Annotated in this window: 19 protein-coding genes; 15 read left to right on the forward strand and 4 right to left on the reverse strand. The window is 47.2% G+C overall.

The features are described 5' to 3' along the window. Positions 1–7 precede the first annotated feature (7 nt). From HGH90_RS23770 to HGH90_RS23785, 4 genes are all read right to left on the reverse strand, one after another. A complete protein-coding gene (locus HGH90_RS23770) occupies positions 8–1,006 on the reverse strand; it encodes a TlpA family protein disulfide reductase (RefSeq protein ID WP_168766226.1) in 999 nt (332 codons plus the stop codon). Positions 1,007–1,146: 140 nt separating this feature from the next. After that, entirely contained in the window at positions 1,147–1,899 is a 753-nt protein-coding gene (locus tag HGH90_RS23775; protein WP_169192037.1) for an SOS response-associated peptidase, read from the reverse strand. 6 nt (positions 1,900–1,905) lie between these two features. Then, positions 1,906–2,400, reverse strand: coding sequence for a hypothetical protein (locus tag HGH90_RS23780; protein WP_168766228.1), 495 nt, complete (start codon positions 2,398–2,400; stop codon positions 1,906–1,908). Positions 2,401–2,419: 19 nt separating this feature from the next. Further along, complete coding sequence (locus HGH90_RS23785; protein WP_168766229.1) at positions 2,420–2,842, reverse strand: LexA family protein; 423 nt, start codon at positions 2,840–2,842, stop codon at positions 2,420–2,422. Positions 2,843–3,172: 330 nt separating this feature from the next. Here HGH90_RS23785 and HGH90_RS23790 point away from each other — a divergent pair, with 330 nt between their 5' ends. The 15 genes from HGH90_RS23790 to hisF all read left to right on the forward strand — a co-directional run bounded on the left by HGH90_RS23790 (position 3,173) and on the right by hisF (position 18,170). After that, positions 3,173–4,141, forward strand: a complete 969-nt coding sequence (locus HGH90_RS23790; protein ID WP_168766230.1) for a carbohydrate-binding protein — start codon at positions 3,173–3,175, stop codon at positions 4,139–4,141. A 395-nt stretch (positions 4,142–4,536) separates the two neighbouring features. Further along, positions 4,537–5,391: an ATP phosphoribosyltransferase gene (gene hisG, locus HGH90_RS23795; RefSeq protein ID WP_145672265.1), complete on the forward strand. Its 855-nt coding sequence runs from the start codon at positions 4,537–4,539 to the stop codon at positions 5,389–5,391. 11 nt (positions 5,392–5,402) lie between these two features. Next, positions 5,403–6,686 (forward strand): histidinol dehydrogenase, encoded by a 1,284-nt coding sequence (hisD, locus tag HGH90_RS23800; RefSeq protein WP_317166172.1) that lies wholly within the window; start codon positions 5,403–5,405, stop codon positions 6,684–6,686. A 22-nt stretch (positions 6,687–6,708) separates the two neighbouring features. After that, the gene (gene hisC / locus HGH90_RS23805; RefSeq protein ID WP_145672260.1) at positions 6,709–7,782 is read left to right on the forward strand and encodes a histidinol-phosphate transaminase; all 1,074 of its coding nucleotides are present in this window, start codon (positions 6,709–6,711) and stop codon (positions 7,780–7,782) included. After that, on the forward strand, positions 7,779–8,915 hold the full coding sequence (hisB, locus tag HGH90_RS23810) for a bifunctional histidinol-phosphatase/imidazoleglycerol-phosphate dehydratase HisB (protein WP_168766231.1): 1,137 nt from the start codon (positions 7,779–7,781) through the stop codon (positions 8,913–8,915). Before hisC ends, hisB begins: the two co-directional genes overlap by 4 nt. Positions 8,916–9,150: 235 nt before the next feature. Beyond that, positions 9,151–10,560, forward strand: coding sequence for an anthranilate synthase component I family protein (locus tag HGH90_RS23815; RefSeq protein WP_168766232.1), 1,410 nt, complete (start codon positions 9,151–9,153; stop codon positions 10,558–10,560). 2 nt (positions 10,561–10,562) lie between these two features. Continuing rightward, positions 10,563–11,132: an anthranilate synthase component II gene (locus tag HGH90_RS23820; RefSeq protein WP_168766233.1), complete on the forward strand. Its 570-nt coding sequence runs from the start codon at positions 10,563–10,565 to the stop codon at positions 11,130–11,132. A gap of 75 nt (positions 11,133–11,207) precedes the next feature. Continuing rightward, positions 11,208–12,203 carry an anthranilate phosphoribosyltransferase gene (trpD, locus tag HGH90_RS23825; RefSeq protein ID WP_168766234.1) on the forward strand — a complete coding sequence of 332 codons (996 nt, stop codon included), beginning with the start codon at positions 11,208–11,210 and terminating at the stop codon, positions 12,201–12,203. Between the two features lie 16 nt (positions 12,204–12,219). Then, positions 12,220–13,023, forward strand: coding sequence for an indole-3-glycerol phosphate synthase TrpC (gene trpC / locus HGH90_RS23830; RefSeq protein WP_168766235.1), 804 nt, complete (start codon positions 12,220–12,222; stop codon positions 13,021–13,023). Between the two features lie 4 nt (positions 13,024–13,027). After that, positions 13,028–13,663 (forward strand): phosphoribosylanthranilate isomerase, encoded by a 636-nt coding sequence (locus HGH90_RS23835; protein ID WP_168766236.1) that lies wholly within the window; start codon positions 13,028–13,030, stop codon positions 13,661–13,663. Positions 13,664–13,669: 6 nt separating this feature from the next. Next, entirely contained in the window at positions 13,670–14,878 is a 1,209-nt protein-coding gene (gene trpB / locus HGH90_RS23840; RefSeq protein ID WP_168766237.1) for a tryptophan synthase subunit beta, read from the forward strand. 8 nt (positions 14,879–14,886) lie between these two features. Then, the gene (gene trpA / locus HGH90_RS23845; RefSeq protein ID WP_169192038.1) at positions 14,887–15,660 is read left to right on the forward strand and encodes a tryptophan synthase subunit alpha; all 774 of its coding nucleotides are present in this window, start codon (positions 14,887–14,889) and stop codon (positions 15,658–15,660) included. 5 nt (positions 15,661–15,665) lie between these two features. Next, positions 15,666–16,259, forward strand: coding sequence for an imidazole glycerol phosphate synthase subunit HisH (gene hisH, locus HGH90_RS23850; RefSeq protein WP_168766239.1), 594 nt, complete (start codon positions 15,666–15,668; stop codon positions 16,257–16,259). A gap of 1 nt (position 16,260) precedes the next feature. Beyond that, entirely contained in the window at positions 16,261–17,403 is a 1,143-nt protein-coding gene (hisA, locus tag HGH90_RS23855) for a 1-(5-phosphoribosyl)-5-[(5-phosphoribosylamino)methylideneamino]imidazole-4-carboxamide isomerase (protein WP_169192039.1), read from the forward strand. An 11-nt stretch (positions 17,404–17,414) separates the two neighbouring features. Then, positions 17,415–18,170, forward strand: coding sequence for an imidazole glycerol phosphate synthase subunit HisF (hisF, locus tag HGH90_RS23860; protein ID WP_168766241.1), 756 nt, complete (start codon positions 17,415–17,417; stop codon positions 18,168–18,170). Positions 18,171–18,190 lie beyond the last annotated feature (20 nt).

Consider the following 18,190-nt stretch of genomic DNA (forward strand, 5'->3'; position numbering starts at 1 on the left):
ATCTTTTTTATTTGGTTTGTGCCAATGCTTCTTCCAGCAATTGTTCCAACGATTTCCCGGTGCGGTCCCATACGGTAACTACTTTACCATCGGCGCCTATGATCACTGCAAAGGGAACGAAGCCGAATCCAAATACTTTGCGGAAGCCATTTTCATCAAATCCTTTGGGGTCGCGAGCCTGCGGCCACGGCATCTGCTCCTGTCCGAGTGCTTTTTTCCAGGCGGCATCTACGGCATCGACGGAAATACTGAGAATTTCCACACCCTTTTCATGAAAGGTCTGGTATACCTTTTTGAGATGGGGTATTTCCATGCGGCAGGGGTGGCACCATGAAGCCCAGAAGTCGAGCATGAGTACTTTGCCACGGAAGCGGTTGTAATTAACGGTATCGCCATTTGCCCCCAGGGCTTTGAAATCGGGTACTACGCGGCCAGGCTGTGATCTCGCCATAACATCTTCCCGTTGGGTTACCAGTTTGCCATACCAGGATCGCCGTGCATGAGGGCCCATGGCATCCAGGAAAGCTTTTACCCGGGAATAGGGGTATTTTCCCCAGTAATTGGCCAGGAAAGCCCCTACCTCAGAATCAGGGTATTTAGCGAGAAATTCCCTGGTACGGTCAGGATTGGAGGGATTCGTCATATCCTGCAGATAGTACTGGTATTCAGCGTTCAGCTGCCCGCCTTGTAATTGATGGCCATTCAATCCGAAGTAATCCGTTTGCAGCTGGTAACGGGTGTTTTCGAGGAATACACGCGTAACATTTCCGTTGATGCAAAGGGTAACTGGTTGAGGATAATCCAGTTTCCCTTTTACGATAAACTGATGCCCTTTGATATCGGCTTCCCCCAGTACGACTTTGTTATCTTCCAGCGCCAGCAGTTTTATCTTACCATATTTTACATCCTTTACGGCGCCTTTGATTTCAAACCCTTGTGCCAGCCCCGGCAACCGTAGCAGGAACAATAGCAGCGCACAGCAGGCGCTATATCTTATTTTAATCATATTTGTGCGCATTTATTAGAGGTAAGACAACGCACTATGCATAAAGGGTGAAGGCAATGCAGTAATTCTTTTAAAATAGCCGCATTTTTATGTAAACAGTGAAGCGTTTTAGTAGCCGGGTTAGCAGCTCACGGGGTAGCTTATAGCTGGAGAGCAGGCAACCCTTCGTGTATCACGGGGGCAATAACAGTAGCGTCGTCGGGTTTCACTTTGCGAACAGAATTTACCGGCCAGCAATCCAGTTGATCGGCTGGTAACTCATATCGTAATATTTCACGTATATCCGTGTCTGTGAGAGACGGCTTAACCCACTCATCTGCCAGTTCGTTTGTCAGCATCATCGGCATTCTGCCGGCATTGTCGCCGCCATTATGGATTTGCGCCATTAATGGATTGGCGTTACGCGTTAACAGGGTAAAGGTGGGGATACGCGCTGGTTTATCCACATCCCAGGAGTTGGACAACGCCCACAGGCCGGCAATGAAAAAGACTTCCTGTTCCTTTGATTTGATATGGTAAGCTATTTTATTTTTCCATCCGGGTATCTGCCGGTATTCAAAGAAGCCGGTAGCCGGTATCAGGCAGCGCTGGTGCCGGATAGCATTCCACATGGTGCCATTTTCCAATACTTTTTCACTACGGGCATTCAGGTACAATTGGCGTTGTCTTTTTACCTTTTCCAGGGTATCTAATAGTTTAGGTATAGGTCCCCAGGTGAATTGTTCCAGTTGCAGGCCATTACGATGTGTAATGACCGGCCATTGAGGGTATGACATCCCGATTTTATGCCAGGTGGGGTCAAAGTGAATATCCAGGTTGCCACCGGCTTTCAGCTGGGGCAGATATTTGAAAATACTCTCTATGTTGGCACTGAAGGCAATATCGTAACACATAATAATTTAGTCGTAGTCTATATCAGATAAAGGTACTTTTATTTCTTCATTGGCGTATTTCAGGGAAAAATACAACTCCCCGTAGTGCAGGTATAATTCTGCCTGCACTTCTTCATCCTTGTCCGGCTTCCAGCTGGTTTTGAGAGAAATATAGCGTCTTACCGCCGGGTCCATATATAGAGGCGGCTGCCATACTTCCTGCTGTAGCAGTGCTACATATACTTTGTAGCCTTCCGGCTGTGAAGCGGCGATATATAATTTATCTATTTCTTCCGGGTGGTGCGCCTGGTAGATATATTTCCGGTGGTCAAAACGAATTTCCTGAAAGTGGATGTTGGCTTTGCCTATGTCTTTATAGGGAGTAATGAGAAATACTTCCCTGATGTGTGTATCTAAATCATTTTGTCCGGCGGCATAGCTTTGCCGGACGAACAACGTAAAGCCGTGATTGAGTAAGGCCTTTACCAGTTCAGGCGTTAATAATGCCAGTGGATTATGCATGACGGGCCGGTTTCATGGTTTATTTACGCATATCTACAATCACGGCGGTAACTACGCCCCATACCTGGAAGTCACAGTCTTCCGTGATCACGATCGGCTTATAAAACGCATTTTCCGGATGTAATACCCAGCTACGTCCGGCTTTTACCAGTCGTTTCACGGTATATTCCCCGTTTAGCGCCGCTACAATGATATCACCGGTGCCGGGGCGAATGGAGCGGTCTACCACTGCCATGCAGCCATCAGGAATATTGGCGTCTGTCATGCTGTCTCCTTTCACTTTAATGATGAAGGAACTGTTGGGATTAGGTTGCAGGATCCGGGAAAGATCTATTTCTTCTTCCTGGTAATCCAATGCTGGGGTTGGAAACCCTGCGGGTATGCTGGTGTTAACAAACGGCAGGGCTATATCCAACACGCGCCGTTTCAATGCTTCTTCCATATAACTATCGTTTTAATAAATACTAATAATATTAGCAAATTAAAACTAAATTTATTAGTTTAAAAAATCAATTAACAGATCGTTTACAACGCCGCAAAATCAGGCTGGATGCTAATAAACAGCAAATCAGCAAAATGTGTAAAGAAAGTGCTAAACCAGGCGCAGTCAGATTTTTTTGATATTACAACCCGTCAGGCGAAAGTGGTGAAAATACTTATCTAGATAAGTGTTTTTAATAATATGTAATTAAAAATATATCTTTACAGCGTTCTGAAACGATACCTGTTACGTATTGCAAGCATAGTTTTTTGATCCTTAAACCAAATACCAATGAAAAGAACTTTGTTACCCCTGTTAGCGGGCTTTTTAGCTTTTTACTCCTGTACTGTTAGCAAGGGAGACGATATTATTCCAAATCCTAAAACAGACTCCGTACATATAGATTCAGTTCCACGGTTGTTATCTTCCCCTGTCGCTTTTTCAAGAAAGTATACCAACGTAGTGGATATGTTCGGGCAAAGTGTTACCAACACACTCATACACCGCACCTGGTCGCCACTAACCGGATGGTCTGCCTGGGAAAACCTGGGAGGTAATATTACCTCACAACCTGCAGTGGCTTCTTTCGGCACTCATTCGTTATTGATATATGCAAAGAGCGCCACTAATACCATCATAGAAAGAAGATGGACGGATTCAACAGGGTGGTCAACGTGGACAGACCTGGGAGGAGTACTTACTTCAGCCCCGGCGGCCGTTTGTAAGGATAGTATAAGTATCAACATCTTTGCACGGGGAGTTAATAATAATCTCATGCAGCGATATACGATGGCTACCACTACGACCTGGTCAAACTGGCAGGACCTGGGCGGAACGATTACCTCTGCTCCGGCAACGGCAGCCACCGCCGCTAATATCTTATATGTATTTGCAAAAGGAGCTAATAACAATCTTATGCTCAAAAAATGGGTATTGGGCGAAGATTGGCACCAGTGGGCAGATCTGGGCGGATCTATCATATCCGGTCCAACTACCGTTTCACGGGCTCCGTTAACCATAAATATATACGCACAGCGTTCAGATAATGCATTAGGGCAGCTTTATAATACTGTAGCAGCTGTAACAGATACCTGGTCAGGCTGGCAAACACTGGGTGGTAGCATCATAGGCACGCCCACAGTAGCTGCAAGGTCAACTAGTAGCCTTAATATCTACGCACCAGGATCCAATGGCAATATGGTACAGATATCATGGCAAAGTGGCCTGGATTGGTCTGCATGGTCCAATGTGCCTAACTAATTAATAGTTTCCAGCCATTGAAAAATAAGGTGAAAATGGAAAGTGATACTTTCTGTTTTTACCTTATTTTTTATGGTTATTTTTTTTGCAGCATAGCCAGGTTATTATTTCCGGATAATCATCTTCCCGGTATCATCCTTTAGCACCAACATTCTGCCGGGAGATAGATAAGTACTAATATTTATTTGATGACAACAATTCAAAAAAAATCCTTTGATTTATCATTTTCCTTACTATTTTTGTACCCGAATTATGAAGACAAACATACATATACATCATCACCATCATATCTTACCAGCACGGTAGGCAGGGGATGATTTTTTGTATATCACTATATTACATCATCAACAGGGGCTTACCGAAGAGGTAAGCCCCTTTTTTTATTTTTACCCAGGATGAAATTAAAAATTGCAATCCAGAAATCAGGCCGCCTGCACGACGATTCCATCAAGTTGCTGAAGGAATGCGGCATCGACATCAACAATGGTGTGAACAAGCTGAAAACAGAAGCGACCAACTTCCCGCTGGAAGTGTTTTTCCTGCGCGATGATGATATTCCTCAATACATTGAAGATGGTGTAGCCGATATCGGCATCGTGGGTGAGAATGTAGTACTGGAAAAACAAAAACAGGTAAACATTGTACAGAAGCTGGGATTCGGCAAATGCCGCTTATCCATGGCGGTGGAAAAATCGGTGGATTACACGTCTGTAAAAGACCTGCAAAACAAAAGAATTGCTACCAGCTATCCTGTAATAGTAGAAGATTTTCTGAAACGCAATGGTATCACCGCAGAAATACACGAAATCAGCGGTTCGGTAGAAATAGCGCCGGGCATAGGTTTGGCAGATGCTATCTGCGACCTGGTGAGCAGTGGTTCTACCTTATTCATGAACGGCCTGAAAGAAGTAGAAACTGTATTGAAATCAGAAGCCGTACTGGCCGCCTGTCACCAACTTACAGCTGAGCAACAGGTACTGCTCGATAAACTACTGTTCCGTATCCAGGCGGTGAGAAAGGCGAAGAATAATAAATACATCCTGCTCAATGCACCCAATGATAAACTGAATGAAATTATTGGCCTGCTACCAGGTATGAAAAGCCCCACCGTACTGCCATTGGCAGAAGCTGGCTGGAGCTCTGTGCACTCTGTGCTCAATGAAAATGATTTCTGGGATATCATCGAAAGCTTGAAAGAAGCTGGCGCACAAGGTATCCTGGTGGTGCCCATCGAAAAAATGGTGATCTGATAAAAGAGTCAATGATGCAAACAATTAGGTTTCCGGAAAAAAATACCTGGGCAGCCCTGCTGCAAAGACCAGTAATGGACACTTCCGCGCTGGAACAGAAAGTGAGTAACATCCTGCAGGAAGTACGCGACAATGGTGACCAGGCCATCAGAAAATTTGCCGCCGAATTTGATAAGGTAACCCTGGAAAATATCCAGGTGCCAGCTGCCGCTTTTGCCGCAGCAGAAGCGGTACTGGAGCCCGCACTGAAAGCGGCTATCCAGCAGGCCGCCAAAAATATTACCACCTTCCACCGCGCACAGCAGGAAAAAGTGCAGGTAATTGAAACTATGCCAGGCGTGCAGTGCTGGCGTAAGCCCGTGGCCATCCAAAAGGTAGGCTTATATATTCCCGGTGGATCAGCCCCTTTGTTTTCCACCATCCTCATGCTGGGCATTCCAGCCATGATAGCGGGTTGTAAAGAAGTGATACTGTGTACGCCCTCCCTGCACCCGGCTATCCTCTATACTGCACAGTTGGTAGGCATTGAAAAAGTATTTACTATCGGCGGGGTACAGGCCATCGGCGCTATGGCATATGGTACGGAGTCCGTACCACAGGTATATAAGATCTTTGGCCCCGGTAATCAATATGTGACCTGCGCCAAGCAGCTGGTCAATAAAAGCGGGGTAGCCATCGATATGCCGGCAGGCCCTTCAGAAGTAGCTGTACTGGCGGATGATAGCTGTATCCCTGATTTTGTGGCAGCCGACCTGTTATCACAGGCAGAACACGGCCCCGATAGCCAGGTAGTACTGGTAACCACCAGCGAAAGTGTCATCACCAACGTCGCCAACGCCCTACATACCCAGCTGGAAAAACTGCCCCGTAAAGGCATTGCCACGGCCGCGCTGGATAATAGCAAAATTATCCTGGTGAAAGATATCGATACCGCCATAGATATGTTGAACGCATATGCCCCGGAACACCTTATCTTAGCTTGTAATGGCGCTGAAAACCTGGCAGACAGGGTGACCGATGCTGGGTCCGTCTTCATGGGTAACTACACTCCTGAAAGTGCAGGCGACTACGCATCCGGTACCAACCATACACTGCCTACCAATGGTTATGCCCGCGCCTATAGTGGCGTATCGCTGGACAGTTTCGTGAAGAAAATCACTTTCCAGCAGATTTCGCCGGAAGGGCTGCAAAACATTGGCGCCACCATCGAAGCCATGGCTGCAGCAGAGGGACTGGAAGCACATAAAAACGCCGTGACCGTAAGATTACAGCAACTGGAAACATCCAACTCATAATAATCACCTAATTACAATCGATATGTTTAATCTCGATACCCTGATCAGGGAAAATATAAAAAGACTGGTGCCGTATTCTACAGCCCGGGATGAGTTTAAAGGAGAAGCGACCATTTTCCTGGACGCCAATGAAAATAATTTCGGATCACCGCTGCCGGTAAATTATAACCGCTACCCCGATCCGATGCAGTGGAAACTGAAATATAAAATGGCCGAAATAAAAGGCGTGCCACCACAAAATATTTTCATCGGCCACGGTAGCGATGAAGCGATCGATGTGCTGTATCGCTGCTTCGTAAACCCCGGCGTGGATAACGTGGTGCTCTGCCCTCCTACTTACGGCATGTACGAAGTAAGTGCGCATATCAACGATGCCATTGTACGCAAAGTGAGTCTTACACCTGACTTTCAGCTGGACATCCCTGCGCTGCAACAGGCCATCGATGAAAATACCAAACTGATTTTTATCTGCTCACCCAATAATCCAACCGGCAACTCCATTAACCGTGCAGACATTGAATTACTGTTGAACAACTTTGATGGTATCGTGGTGATCGACGAAGCTTACATTAATTTCTCCCGTCAGAAAACATTTATACAGGAGCTGACAGAATACCCGAACCTGGTGGTACTGCAAACCCTGTCCAAAGCCTGGGGGCTGGCAGGGCTCCGGATAGGGATGGCCTTTGCCAGTGAAGATATCGTCAATACCTTCAACAAGGTAAAGCCTCCGTATAATATCAGCCAGGCTACCAATGAGCTGGCCTTACAGGCGCTGGACAATGTAAGCCAGGTAAATGAGTGGATCCGCGAAATCGTGATAGAGCGCGACCTGCTCTCTGCAGGCCTTATTCAGCTGCCGGAAGTACTGGAAATTTATCCCAGCGATGCCAGCTTTATCCTGGTAAAAACCACCGATGCCAAAGGTATTTATAACTACCTCATTGAGCGCGGCATCGTGGTGCGCGATCGCTCCAAAGTAGAGCTGTGCATGGGTTGCCTGCGGATCACCATCGGTACTCCCGCCGAAAACCTGCACCTGCTGGAAGTATTGAAATCTTTTAATCTGAAAAAAGAAACACCTGTATCTGCATGAAACGAGTACTCTTTATAGATCGTGATGGTACCCTTATCAAAGAAGTGCCACCCACCTACCAGATCGATAGCCTGGATAAAGTAGAGTTCTATCCCAAAGTATTTGTGAATATGGTACGGATAGCGGCAGAACTGGATTATGAGCTGGTGATGGTCACCAACCAGGATGGCCTGGGTACAGCGTCTTTCCCGGAAGATACTTTCTGGCCGGCACAGAATATGATCATGAAAGCCTTCGAAAATGAAGGCGTGAAATTCGATGAAGTATGTATCGACCGCTCTTTCCCGGCCGATAATGCGCCCACCCGTAAGCCCCGTACCGGTATGCTCACCAAATACCTGGATGGCAGCTACGACCTGGCCAACTCTTTTGTAATAGGCGACCGGATCACCGATGTACAACTGGCTAAAAACCTGGGCAGTAAAGCCATCTGGATCAATGAAGGCGCTGGCCTGGGCAGCGCGGAAATCAGCGATGATGTAACCGCCCTGCAATCTGTAATCGTGCTGGAATCGACCGACTGGAACCGTATCTATGAATTCCTGAAACTGGGATTGAGAACGGTAACGCATGTACGAAAAACCAACGAAACGGATATCAGCATCGAACTGAACCTCGATGGTACAGGAAAAGCCAATATTCATACAGGACTGGGTTTCTTTGATCATATGCTCGACCAAATTGCCCGCCATGGAGCGATAGACCTGAATATTTCCGCGAAAGGCGACTTACATATCGACGAACACCATACCATAGAAGATACCGGTATTGCTTTAGGAGAGGCCATTGCAAAAGGCCTGGGCGACAAACGTGGTATCGAAAGATATGGTTTCTGCCTGCCTATGGACGACTGCCTCGCACAGGTGGGGATCGACTTTGGCGGCCGTAACTGGCTGGTATGGGACGCAGCATTTAAAAGGGAAAAGATAGGGGAGATGCCTACCGAAATGTTCTACCATTTCTTCAAATCCTTTTCCGATGGCGCTAAAGCAAACCTGAACATCCAGGCAACGGGTGAAAATGAGCACCATAAGATAGAAGCCATCTTCAAGGCATTTGCCAAAGCCATTAAAATGGCCGTGAAGCGGAACCCTTACAATATGCAGCTGCCATCTACAAAAGGAGTATTATAAGTGACACGCGAAAAAAATTTGCATTTTATAAAAAAAATACCCATTTTTGTCCCGCTATGCAAAATATCATTACAAATAAACATTGGTGGTGGCACGGAATCAATCCCTGATCTGTGTTACAGTGCCATGTTTCGTTTAGAAATATATTTGGAAGGCCCGCTGTTACACAGCGGGCCTTCTGGCTTTTTATACCTTTCTATTTCAACAGAAAAACAAACATTTCACCCAATATATCATGCGTACCATCCAAGTAAACACGAGATCGAAACAGATGCTGGCAGACATTTTCACGCCAGTGGGGATATATCTGCGGCTCCGCGATAAATTCCCCGGTTCCATCCTCCTCGAAAGCACCGACTACAGGGCCAGTGAAAACAGCTATTCCTTTATCTGCGTAAAACCTATTGCCGGCATCGAAGTTACTTCTACCACTAAGTTCGAATTCAAATATCCCAACCTGCCGGTAGAAAAGAAAGAGCTGAAAAACAGCCAAAGCGTGCTGGATGAACTGCAGAAATTCCTGGGCAACTTTTCTTTCAGTGGTAAACACCCCGTACCCGGCGCACAAAGCCTCTTCGGCTACACCACTTTCGATGCGGTACAGTTCTTCGAAACCATCGAATTCAATAAACAGAAACAAGCCGGTAATACCATCCCCCTGATGCGTTACCGCTACTATCAATATATCATAGCCATCAATCACTTTAAAGATGAACTCTTTCTTTGTGAAAACCAGGTAGAGGGCCTCGACAGTGAATTTGACCTGGTGGAATCACTGATACGCCACAAAGACTCGCCGGGATACCCGTTTGCAGCCACCGGAGCAGAGGAAAGCAATATGACAGATGAGGAGTATATGCAAATGGTGGAAAAAGGCAAGCAACACTGTTTCCGCGGAGATGTTTTCCAGGTAGTACTTTCCAGAGCTTTCCAGCAGTCGTTCCGCGGCGATGAATTCAACGTATACCGCGCGCTCCGCTCCATCAACCCTTCTCCTTATCTTTTCTTCTTCGATTATGGCGACTATAAATTAATGGGATCTTCCCCGGAAGCACAGATTGTAATTACCAATGGCAAGGCCACCATTCACCCGATAGCAGGCACTTTTCGCCGTACCGGGGATGATAACCAGGATAAATTGCTGGCAGAAAAACTACTGGAAGATCCAAAGGAAAATGCAGAGCATGTGATGCTGGTAGACCTGGCCCGCAATGACCTTAGCCGCAATGCTACCGAGGTGGAAGTGGCCTCCTACCGGAAAGTACATTTTTACTCACACGTGATTCACCTGGTGAGTGAAGTAACCGGTAAAGTGGATCCAACCATGAATCCTTTTGCCCTGCTGGCATCTTCTTTTCCTGCAGGCACGCTCTCCGGCGCTCCCAAATATAGAGCAATGGAAATCATTGACCAGTACGAACCCACCGCCCGCGGCTTCTATGGCGGCTGTATCGGCGCGGTAGGCTTCAACGGCGACTTTAACCATGCCATCATGATCCGTTCCATACTCAGTAAAATGAATACCCTGTACTATCAGGCCGGAGCGGGCGTAGTGGCCAAGTCAGTAGCCTCTTCAGAACTGGAAGAAGTAAATAACAAACTCAATGCCTTAAAACAAGCCATCCTGCTGGCACAAAAAATTTAGTGATGAATATCCTCGTTTTCGATAATTACGACTCCTTTACATACAACCTCGTTCATCTCGTGGAAAAAATCATCAACGGCAAAGTCACCGTGGTACGCAATGATGAAATTCCATTGGAAAAAGTAAACGACTACGATAAAATTATTCTATCTCCCGGCCCCGGTATCCCGGAAGAAGCGGGGCTGTTACTGCCGCTTATTAAAGAATATGCCCCCACCAAATCTATTTTTGGGGTTTGCCTCGGCCAACAAGCCATCGGACAGGCTTTCGGCGCTTCCTTAACCAATCTGAAAGAAGTATACCACGGCGTGGCTACCCGGGTAAACATTATTGCCGACAACGGGCGCCTGTTTAAGGGCATGCCGCGCGAGATCCAGGCGGGTCGCTATCATTCATGGGTGGTGGATGAAAGTACCCTCCCCGCTGAATTAATCGTGACTGCCAAAGATGAAGACGGCTTTATTATGGCATTGCAACATAACAAATACGATGTAAGCGGTGTACAGTTTCACCCCGAAAGTGTGCTGACGCCACAGGGCGAACAAATCCTGCGAAACTGGCTGGAGCGGTAATCTACAGCCTTCCGCGCTCCGCGTGTCGCATTAAACCATTTTGTTAAAAAAGCTAAAAGCCAACAGCTAACAGCTATGAAAAAGATTCTCAATTATCTCTTCGAACATAAAACCTTCTCCCGGGAAGCAGCAAAAGACATCCTGATCAGCATTTCCAAGGGTATGTACAATGAAAGTGAACTCGCTGCTTTCATGACTGTTTTCCTGATGCGCAGTATCACCATCGACGAGCTGCTCGGCTTCCGCGATGCCCTGCTGGAGCTTTGTGTACCGGTAAACCTGAATGGTTACGATGTACTGGACATCGTAGGTACCGGCGGGGATGCAAAAAATACCTTTAATATTTCTACCTTGTCGTGCTTTGTGGTAGCCGGGGCAGGTGCCAAGGTGGCCAAACATGGCAACTATGGCGTGTCTTCGGTAAGTGGCGCCTCCAATGTGATGGAACTGGTAGGGTATAAGTTCAAAAATGATGATGCCAGGCTGAAAACGGAACTGGAAGAGTCTGGCATCTGCTTTCTGCACGCCCCGTTATTTCACCCGGCCCTGAAACATGTGGCCGGTATCCGCCGCCAGCTGGGCATCCGAACTTTCTTTAATATGCTGGGTCCCCTGGTAAACCCGGCCCTGGCCAAACATCAGCTCATTGGCGTATATAACCTGGAAATGGCGAGGGTATATAACTACCTGTTCCAGCAAACAGACAAGCAGTTTGTAATTGTACACAGCCTGGACGGATACGACGAAATTTCCCTGACCGCCGATACCAAGGTGATCACCAATAAAGGAGAGCAGGATTGGACGCCGGAACAACTGGGCAAAAGAAAGGTACACCCGGAAGATATCTATGGTGGTAACTCTACCGAAGAAGCTGCGAAAATCTTTATGAAGATACTCAAAGGAGAAGGTACCTGGGCACAGAATTCCGTAGTATTTGCCAACGCAGCTATGGGCCTCTACAGCCTGGGGAAATATTCATCCTACGATGATTGCTTTGCCGCGGCAGTGGAGTCACTCGAGTCGGGTAGCGCGCTTACCTCATTTAAAAAACTGATTGCTTTGCAATCGTAGTACCAGATAATTGATCATGAAAAACATCTTAGCTGAAATAGTCGCACATAAACAGGTAGAAGTAGCTGCCCGTAAATTGCAACGTAGTGCGCAGGACCTGCAACAGTCGCCCGGATTTAGCCGGGAAACCTTATCCCTGCGCAATTTCCTGCAACAACCGGAAAAAACAGGCATCATCGCAGAATTTAAACGCCGCTCTCCCTCCAAAGGATTGATCAATGGCGACGTAACCGTGCAGGAAGTAACTACTGCCTATACCCGCTATGGCGCCTCCGGATTGTCGGTGCTCACCGATGAGAAATATTTCGGTGGTTCTTCCGACGACCTGCAACAGGCACGCAGCTTTAACCAGATTCCTATCCTACGCAAAGACTTTGTGATAGATGAATACCAGATCCTGGAAGCCAGGGCCATCGGCGCCGATGTTATCCTGCTGATTGCAGAATGCCTGGATGCCACACAGGTAGCACACCTGGCTGCATTTGCACATAACCTCGGCCTGGAAGTATTGCTGGAAGTACACAGCGAAGCTCAACTGGAAAAGGTAACGGCACATACCCACCTGGTAGGCGTAAATAACCGGGACCTGGTTACTTTCCAGGTCGACTTTAACCGCTCCTGTGAGCTGGCGCCTAAAATTCCGGCCGATAAAATAAAGGTAGCGGAAAGCGGTATCAATGATCCCGCTTCGATCGTTACCCTGAAGAACGCAGGATTCCAGGGTTTCCTCATCGGAGAACATTTTATGAGACAGGAAGATCCGGCCAGGGCATTTGAAAACTTTGTACAGACACTCAACGACCTGCAGCAAAAACAATAACGATATGCGTATTAAAGTATGCGGTATTACAAGAATCAATGACTTGCAGGCGCTGGTAGCTAACGGAGTAGACTATGCCGGATTTATTTTTTATGAGAAATCACCCCGCTTTGCGGGCAACAAAATAGACGCCAGGTCGGTACGGGAAACTACCCGCATCCGGAAAGTAGGTGTGTTTGTAAATGCTTCCCAGGAACAGGTACAACGTACTGTTGCCGACTATGCGTTGGATATGGTACAACTGCACGGCGATGAAACGCCCGAATTTTGTGCCGCTCTCCGCAATAGCATCCAGGTGATTAAAGCATTTCGTATTGGGGATAACGTTAGCTGGCAAACAGCCGTGGCGCCATTTATTCCGGTTACCGACTATTTCCTGTTCGATACCGCGTCGGTAAAAGGCTATGGTGGCACAGGCGACCGGTTTAACTGGGAACTGTTGAAAACCTACCCGTTTGATCATCCCTTTTTCTTAAGCGGAGGTATTACACCGGATCAGGCAGGGGAAATCAGTAGCATGCAGTTGCCCATGCTGTTTGCAGCAGATGTGAACAGTAAGTTTGAAGACAGCCCCGGCGTTAAGAACATAGCGCTGGTGGAACAATTTGTAAAAGAAATACATTCATCATTAACAAAATAAACGGTCATGGATATTGCAATCAATACCAGCAACTCCAGGTATCAGGTGGATAAGAACGGCTATTACGGCAGATTTGGAGGGGCATACATTCCTGAAATGCTGTACCCCAACGTACACGAATTACAATCCAAATACCTGGAAGTACTCAGTGATCCTTCTTTTCAACAGGAGTTTGAAGCCTTGTTGAAAGACTATGTAGGAAGACCCTCTCCTTTATATTTCGCGAAGCGTTTATCTGAAAAATATAAAGCAAAAATTTACCTCAAACGGGAAGACCTGAATCATACCGGCGCCCACAAGGTGAATAACACCATTGGACAAATCCTGCTGGCAAAACGTTTGGGGAAAACGCGTATCATCGCTGAAACCGGCGCTGGTCAGCACGGCGTAGCTACGGCAACTGTTTGTGCCCTGATGGGGCTCGAATGCGTAGTGTACATGGGGAGCATCGATATCGAAAGACAGGCGCCCAACGTGGCCCGCATGAAAATGCTGGGAGCCACCGTAGTACCGGCTACCAGTGGTAGTAAAACGTTGAAAGACGCCACCAATGAAGCCATACGCGACTGGATCAACAATCCGGTAGATACGCATTATATACTGGGCACCGCTGCCGGCCCTCATCCATATCCTGATATGGTGGCCCGTTTCCAGTCGGTGATCAGTGAAGAAATCAAGAAGCAGCTGCTGGAAAAAACAGGCAGCGCACATCCTGACTACGTAGTAGCCTGCATCGGCGGCGGCAGTAATGCAGCTGGTGCTTTCTTTCACTACCTCGATGAGGAAGAAGTGAAGCTGGTGGCAGTAGAAGCCGGTGGTAAAGGCGTACACAGCGGATTTTCGGCAGCTACCACGCAGCTGGGAACCATCGGAATTATCCATGCCAGTAAAACCCTGCTTATGCAAACCAGCGACGGACAGATTGTAGAGCCACACTCTATTTCTGCGGGTCTCGATTATCCCGGTATTGGACCCATGCACGCTCATTTGTATGAATCGGGCCGCGCCCAGTTCCTGGATGCTACTGACGATGAAGCACTGGCGGCAGCCTACGAACTGAGTGCGCTGGAGGGTATTATCCCCGCAATGGAGTCGGCTCATGCCCTCGCCAAACTGAAAGACCTCCCGCTGAACACAGATGATGTAGTGGTGGTATGCCTTTCCGGTCGTGGGGATAAAGACCTGGATACCTATATCCGTAACATGAAAAAATAAAATGGACTATGCAAAATCGTATTGATCAACTGTTTGCCAAAAAGCAACACGGCGTTTTAAATATATATTGCACGGCAGGTTTTCCTAAGTTAAATGATACACTGCCGGTGATGACCGCTTTACAACAGCATGGTGCGGACCTAATTGAACTGGGCATGCCTTTCTCCGATCCGCTGGCCGATGGTCCCGTGATCCAGGATAGCAGCACCAAAGCCCTGCAGAACGGAATGAGCCTGCATACCCTGTTTACGCAGCTGGCGGAATTTAGGCAAACGATACATGTTCCTGTTATCCTTATGGGATATTTTAACCCGGTATTAACTTATGGGGTAGAAGCCTTCTGCGCCAAGTGCGCCGAAGTAGGGATCGATGGCGTCATTGTACCTGATTTGCCGATGGCCGAATATGAAAGTGAATACCGGCCTGTTTTTGAAAAGTATAACCTGCACCTGATATTCCTCGTAACACCGGAAACAAGCGAAGAACGTATCCGCAAGATAGATAGCCTGAGCAAGGGTTTCCTGTATGCGGTATCATCTTCTTCTACTACGGGGAAGGACAAGAATATGAACGATCAGCAGGCATATTTCGGGCGACTGAAAAGTTTACAGCTCAGTAACCCGGTATTAATCGGGTTTGGTATAAAAGATAAAGCTACTTTTGATACGGCATCTGCCTATGCTAACGGTGCCATCATTGGTACGGCTTTCATTAAAGCCATTGAACATAGCCAGGATATTGATAAAACGGTAGAAACGTTTATTTCGGGAATAATTCAGTAACAAACATGAAAACAGTTATCATAAAATATAACGCCGGTAATATCCGCTCTGTGCAATTTGCATTGGAGCGTTTAGGCGTTGACGGTACTGTAACGGATAATCACGAGGAGATCATGTCGGCGGATAAAGTGATTTTCCCCGGTGTGGGAGAAGCCAGTACGGCCATGCAGTATCTGAAGGAGCGGAAGCTGGACAAGGTGATTGCCGGTTTGCAGCAGCCTGTGCTGGGCATTTGCCTGGGCATGCAATTGCTGTGCAAACATTCGGAGGAAAACGATACCGAATGTATCGGGATATTTGACACCGCGGTAAAACGTTTTCAATCGCCCGTAGAAAACCTGCTCAAAATACCACAGATAGGCTGGAATAATATTACCGGCTTACACAGTGTGATGTTTGAACATGTACCGGAAAATGCCTACATGTATTTTGTACATAGCTACTACGCTGCCCTGGGAGCTGATACCGTGGCTATCACCAACTACGTGATTAATTACAGCGCTGCCCTGCAGAAGGACAATTTTTATGCGGTGCAGTTTCACCCGGAGAAATCTGCCGAAGCAGGCGCCCGCATTATAGAGAACTTTTTGAACCTGTAAGATGAATATCCGTCAGATTACGGCAGCAGATACCTTGCAGCTAAGAAGAGATGTACTGTATCCCAATGAATCATGGGAGGCAGTAATGGTAGAGAATGACCGGGATGGGCTACACTTCGGTGTATATGATCAGGGGCAACTGGTAACGGTGGTATCCCTGTTCCTGGGCCATGACAGCGCTCAGTTCCGTAAACTCGCTACGCTGCCCGCCGCACAGGGCAAAGGCTATGGCAAGGCTGTGCTGGCGCACCTGGCAGGCGTTTGCCAAAAAGAGAAAATAAAATTACTCTGGTGTAATGCTCGTGATACAGCCGCCAGCTTTTATGAGAAGCTCGGCTATATTAAAAAGGGCGATTATTTTATGAAGGGCGGTATCAGGTATATCAAAATGGAACTGCCCCTGGAACAGCACACTATGACCAAAAAATTTGAAGTAATTCCCGCCATCGACATTATTGATGGTAAATGTGTACGACTCACGCAAGGTGACTATAGCCAACAGAAAGTATACAACGAACATCCGCTGGAAGTAGCCAAAGAATTCGAGGCGATCGGTGTACGCCGTCTTCACCTGGTAGACCTGGATGGCGCTAAAAAAGGTGCAGTGGTGAACTGGAAAGTGCTGGAGAGCATTGCTGGAAAAACAAGCCTGGTAACAGATTTTGGAGGCGGCATCAAAACGGGGAAGGACCTGGATATTGTTTTTGAATGCGGAGCGGCCCTGGCCACTATTGGCAGCGTTGCGGTAAAACAGCCAGAGCTCTTTTTCAGCTGGGTAAAACAATATGGCGCAGAGAAAATATTCCTGGGCGCAGATGTGAAGGAAGAGAAAATAGCGGTAGGCGGATGGCTGGAAACCACTACGCTGTCGGTGTTTGATTTCCTGGAAAGCAATATCGCAGCCGGGGTTACCAATATCTTTTGTACAGACATCGCTAAAGACGGCCTCTTACAAGGACCATCAACCGCCCTGTACAAAAAAATTATAGAACGCTTCCCAGGCATTAACTTTGTAGCCAGTGGCGGCGTAAGCAATATTGACGACGTGGCTGTCTTGCAGGAAATTGGCTGTAGTGGGGCTATTATCGGTAAAGCCATCTATGAGGGAAACATCTCTATGGAGGCATTAAAAACATTCCTGTAAAATATTACAACATGTTGACCAAACGTATCATACCATGCCTGGATATCAAAGACGGTCGCACCGTTAAGGGTATCAATTTCGAAAATATCCGCGATGCCGGAGATCCTATCGAACTGGGCGCATTATACGCTGAGCAGGGAGCGGATGAATTGGTATTCCTGGATATTACCGCTACCAATGAAAGAAGGAAAACATTGTCGGAACTGGTTACCCGTATTGCCCGCCATGTTAATATCCCCTTTACAGTAGGGGGAGGCATTTCCTCTGTAGAAGATGTGAATGTGTTGTTGCAATCGGGCGCTGATAAAATTTCAGTGAACACCTCCGCGTTCAAAGATCCAGGACTGGTGGATAAACTGGCGCGGGAATTTGGTAGTCAATGCATCGTGCTTGCTATCGACACTCGCTTCGAAGAAGGCGATTGGTACGTGTACCTGAACGGGGGACGCGTAAAAACGCCGGTAAAAGCGTTCGATTGGGCCAAAGAAGCCGTTGACCGTGGCGCCGGAGAGATACTGCTCACATCTATGAATAATGATGGCACTAAGCAGGGATTTGCTCTTGATATTACCGCGCAATTGTCTCAGCACCTGAACGTGCCTGTAATTGCCTCCGGTGGCGCCGGCACGATGGCCCACTTTGTGGATGTATTTGAAATTGCGCAGGCCGATGCAGCCCTTGCGGCCAGTATCTTCCACTACAAAGAAATAGAAATACCTGCGCTCAAAACCTTTCTCTATGAGAAGGGAGTGAACGTAAGATTTTAGTGATACCTGAAATATGTTAA

This window comes from Chitinophaga sp. Ak27, from assembly GCF_012726295.1.
Lineage (GTDB): Bacteria > Bacteroidota > Bacteroidia > Chitinophagales > Chitinophagaceae > Chitinophaga.

Excerpts from the sequence above, each read along its gene's own strand:
- hisB (WP_168766231.1), top strand. The coding sequence starts at position 7,779 with ATGAAACGAGTACTCTTTATAGATCGTGATGGTACCCTTATCAAAGAA.
- trpD (WP_168766234.1), top strand. The coding sequence starts at position 11,208 with ATGAAAAAGATTCTCAATTATCTCTTCGAACATAAAACCTTCTCCCGG.
- trpC (WP_168766235.1), top strand. The coding sequence starts at position 12,220 with ATGAAAAACATCTTAGCTGAAATAGTCGCACATAAACAGGTAGAAGTA.
- HGH90_RS23815 (WP_168766232.1), top strand. The coding sequence starts at position 9,151 with ATGCGTACCATCCAAGTAAACACGAGATCGAAACAGATGCTGGCAGAC.
- hisH (WP_168766239.1), top strand. The coding sequence starts at position 15,666 with ATGAAAACAGTTATCATAAAATATAACGCCGGTAATATCCGCTCTGTG.
- HGH90_RS23780 (WP_168766228.1), bottom strand. The coding sequence starts at position 2,400 with ATGCATAATCCACTGGCATTATTAACGCCTGAACTGGTAAAGGCCTTA.
- HGH90_RS23790 (WP_168766230.1), top strand. The coding sequence starts at position 3,173 with ATGAAAAGAACTTTGTTACCCCTGTTAGCGGGCTTTTTAGCTTTTTAC.
- HGH90_RS23820 (WP_168766233.1), top strand. The coding sequence starts at position 10,563 with ATGAATATCCTCGTTTTCGATAATTACGACTCCTTTACATACAACCTC.
- HGH90_RS23775 (WP_169192037.1), bottom strand. The coding sequence starts at position 1,899 with ATGTGTTACGATATTGCCTTCAGTGCCAACATAGAGAGTATTTTCAAA.
- hisG (WP_145672265.1), top strand. The coding sequence starts at position 4,537 with ATGAAATTAAAAATTGCAATCCAGAAATCAGGCCGCCTGCACGACGAT.
- HGH90_RS23835 (WP_168766236.1), top strand. The coding sequence starts at position 13,028 with ATGCGTATTAAAGTATGCGGTATTACAAGAATCAATGACTTGCAGGCG.
- hisD (WP_317166172.1), top strand. The coding sequence starts at position 5,403 with ATGATGCAAACAATTAGGTTTCCGGAAAAAAATACCTGGGCAGCCCTG.
- hisF (WP_168766241.1), top strand. The coding sequence starts at position 17,415 with ATGTTGACCAAACGTATCATACCATGCCTGGATATCAAAGACGGTCGC.
- trpA (WP_169192038.1), top strand. The coding sequence starts at position 14,887 with ATGCAAAATCGTATTGATCAACTGTTTGCCAAAAAGCAACACGGCGTT.
- hisC (WP_145672260.1), top strand. The coding sequence starts at position 6,709 with ATGTTTAATCTCGATACCCTGATCAGGGAAAATATAAAAAGACTGGTG.
- HGH90_RS23770 (WP_168766226.1), bottom strand. The coding sequence starts at position 1,006 with ATGATTAAAATAAGATATAGCGCCTGCTGTGCGCTGCTATTGTTCCTG.
- trpB (WP_168766237.1), top strand. The coding sequence starts at position 13,670 with ATGGATATTGCAATCAATACCAGCAACTCCAGGTATCAGGTGGATAAG.
- hisA (WP_169192039.1), top strand. The coding sequence starts at position 16,261 with ATGAATATCCGTCAGATTACGGCAGCAGATACCTTGCAGCTAAGAAGA.
- HGH90_RS23785 (WP_168766229.1), bottom strand. The coding sequence starts at position 2,842 with ATGGAAGAAGCATTGAAACGGCGCGTGTTGGATATAGCCCTGCCGTTT.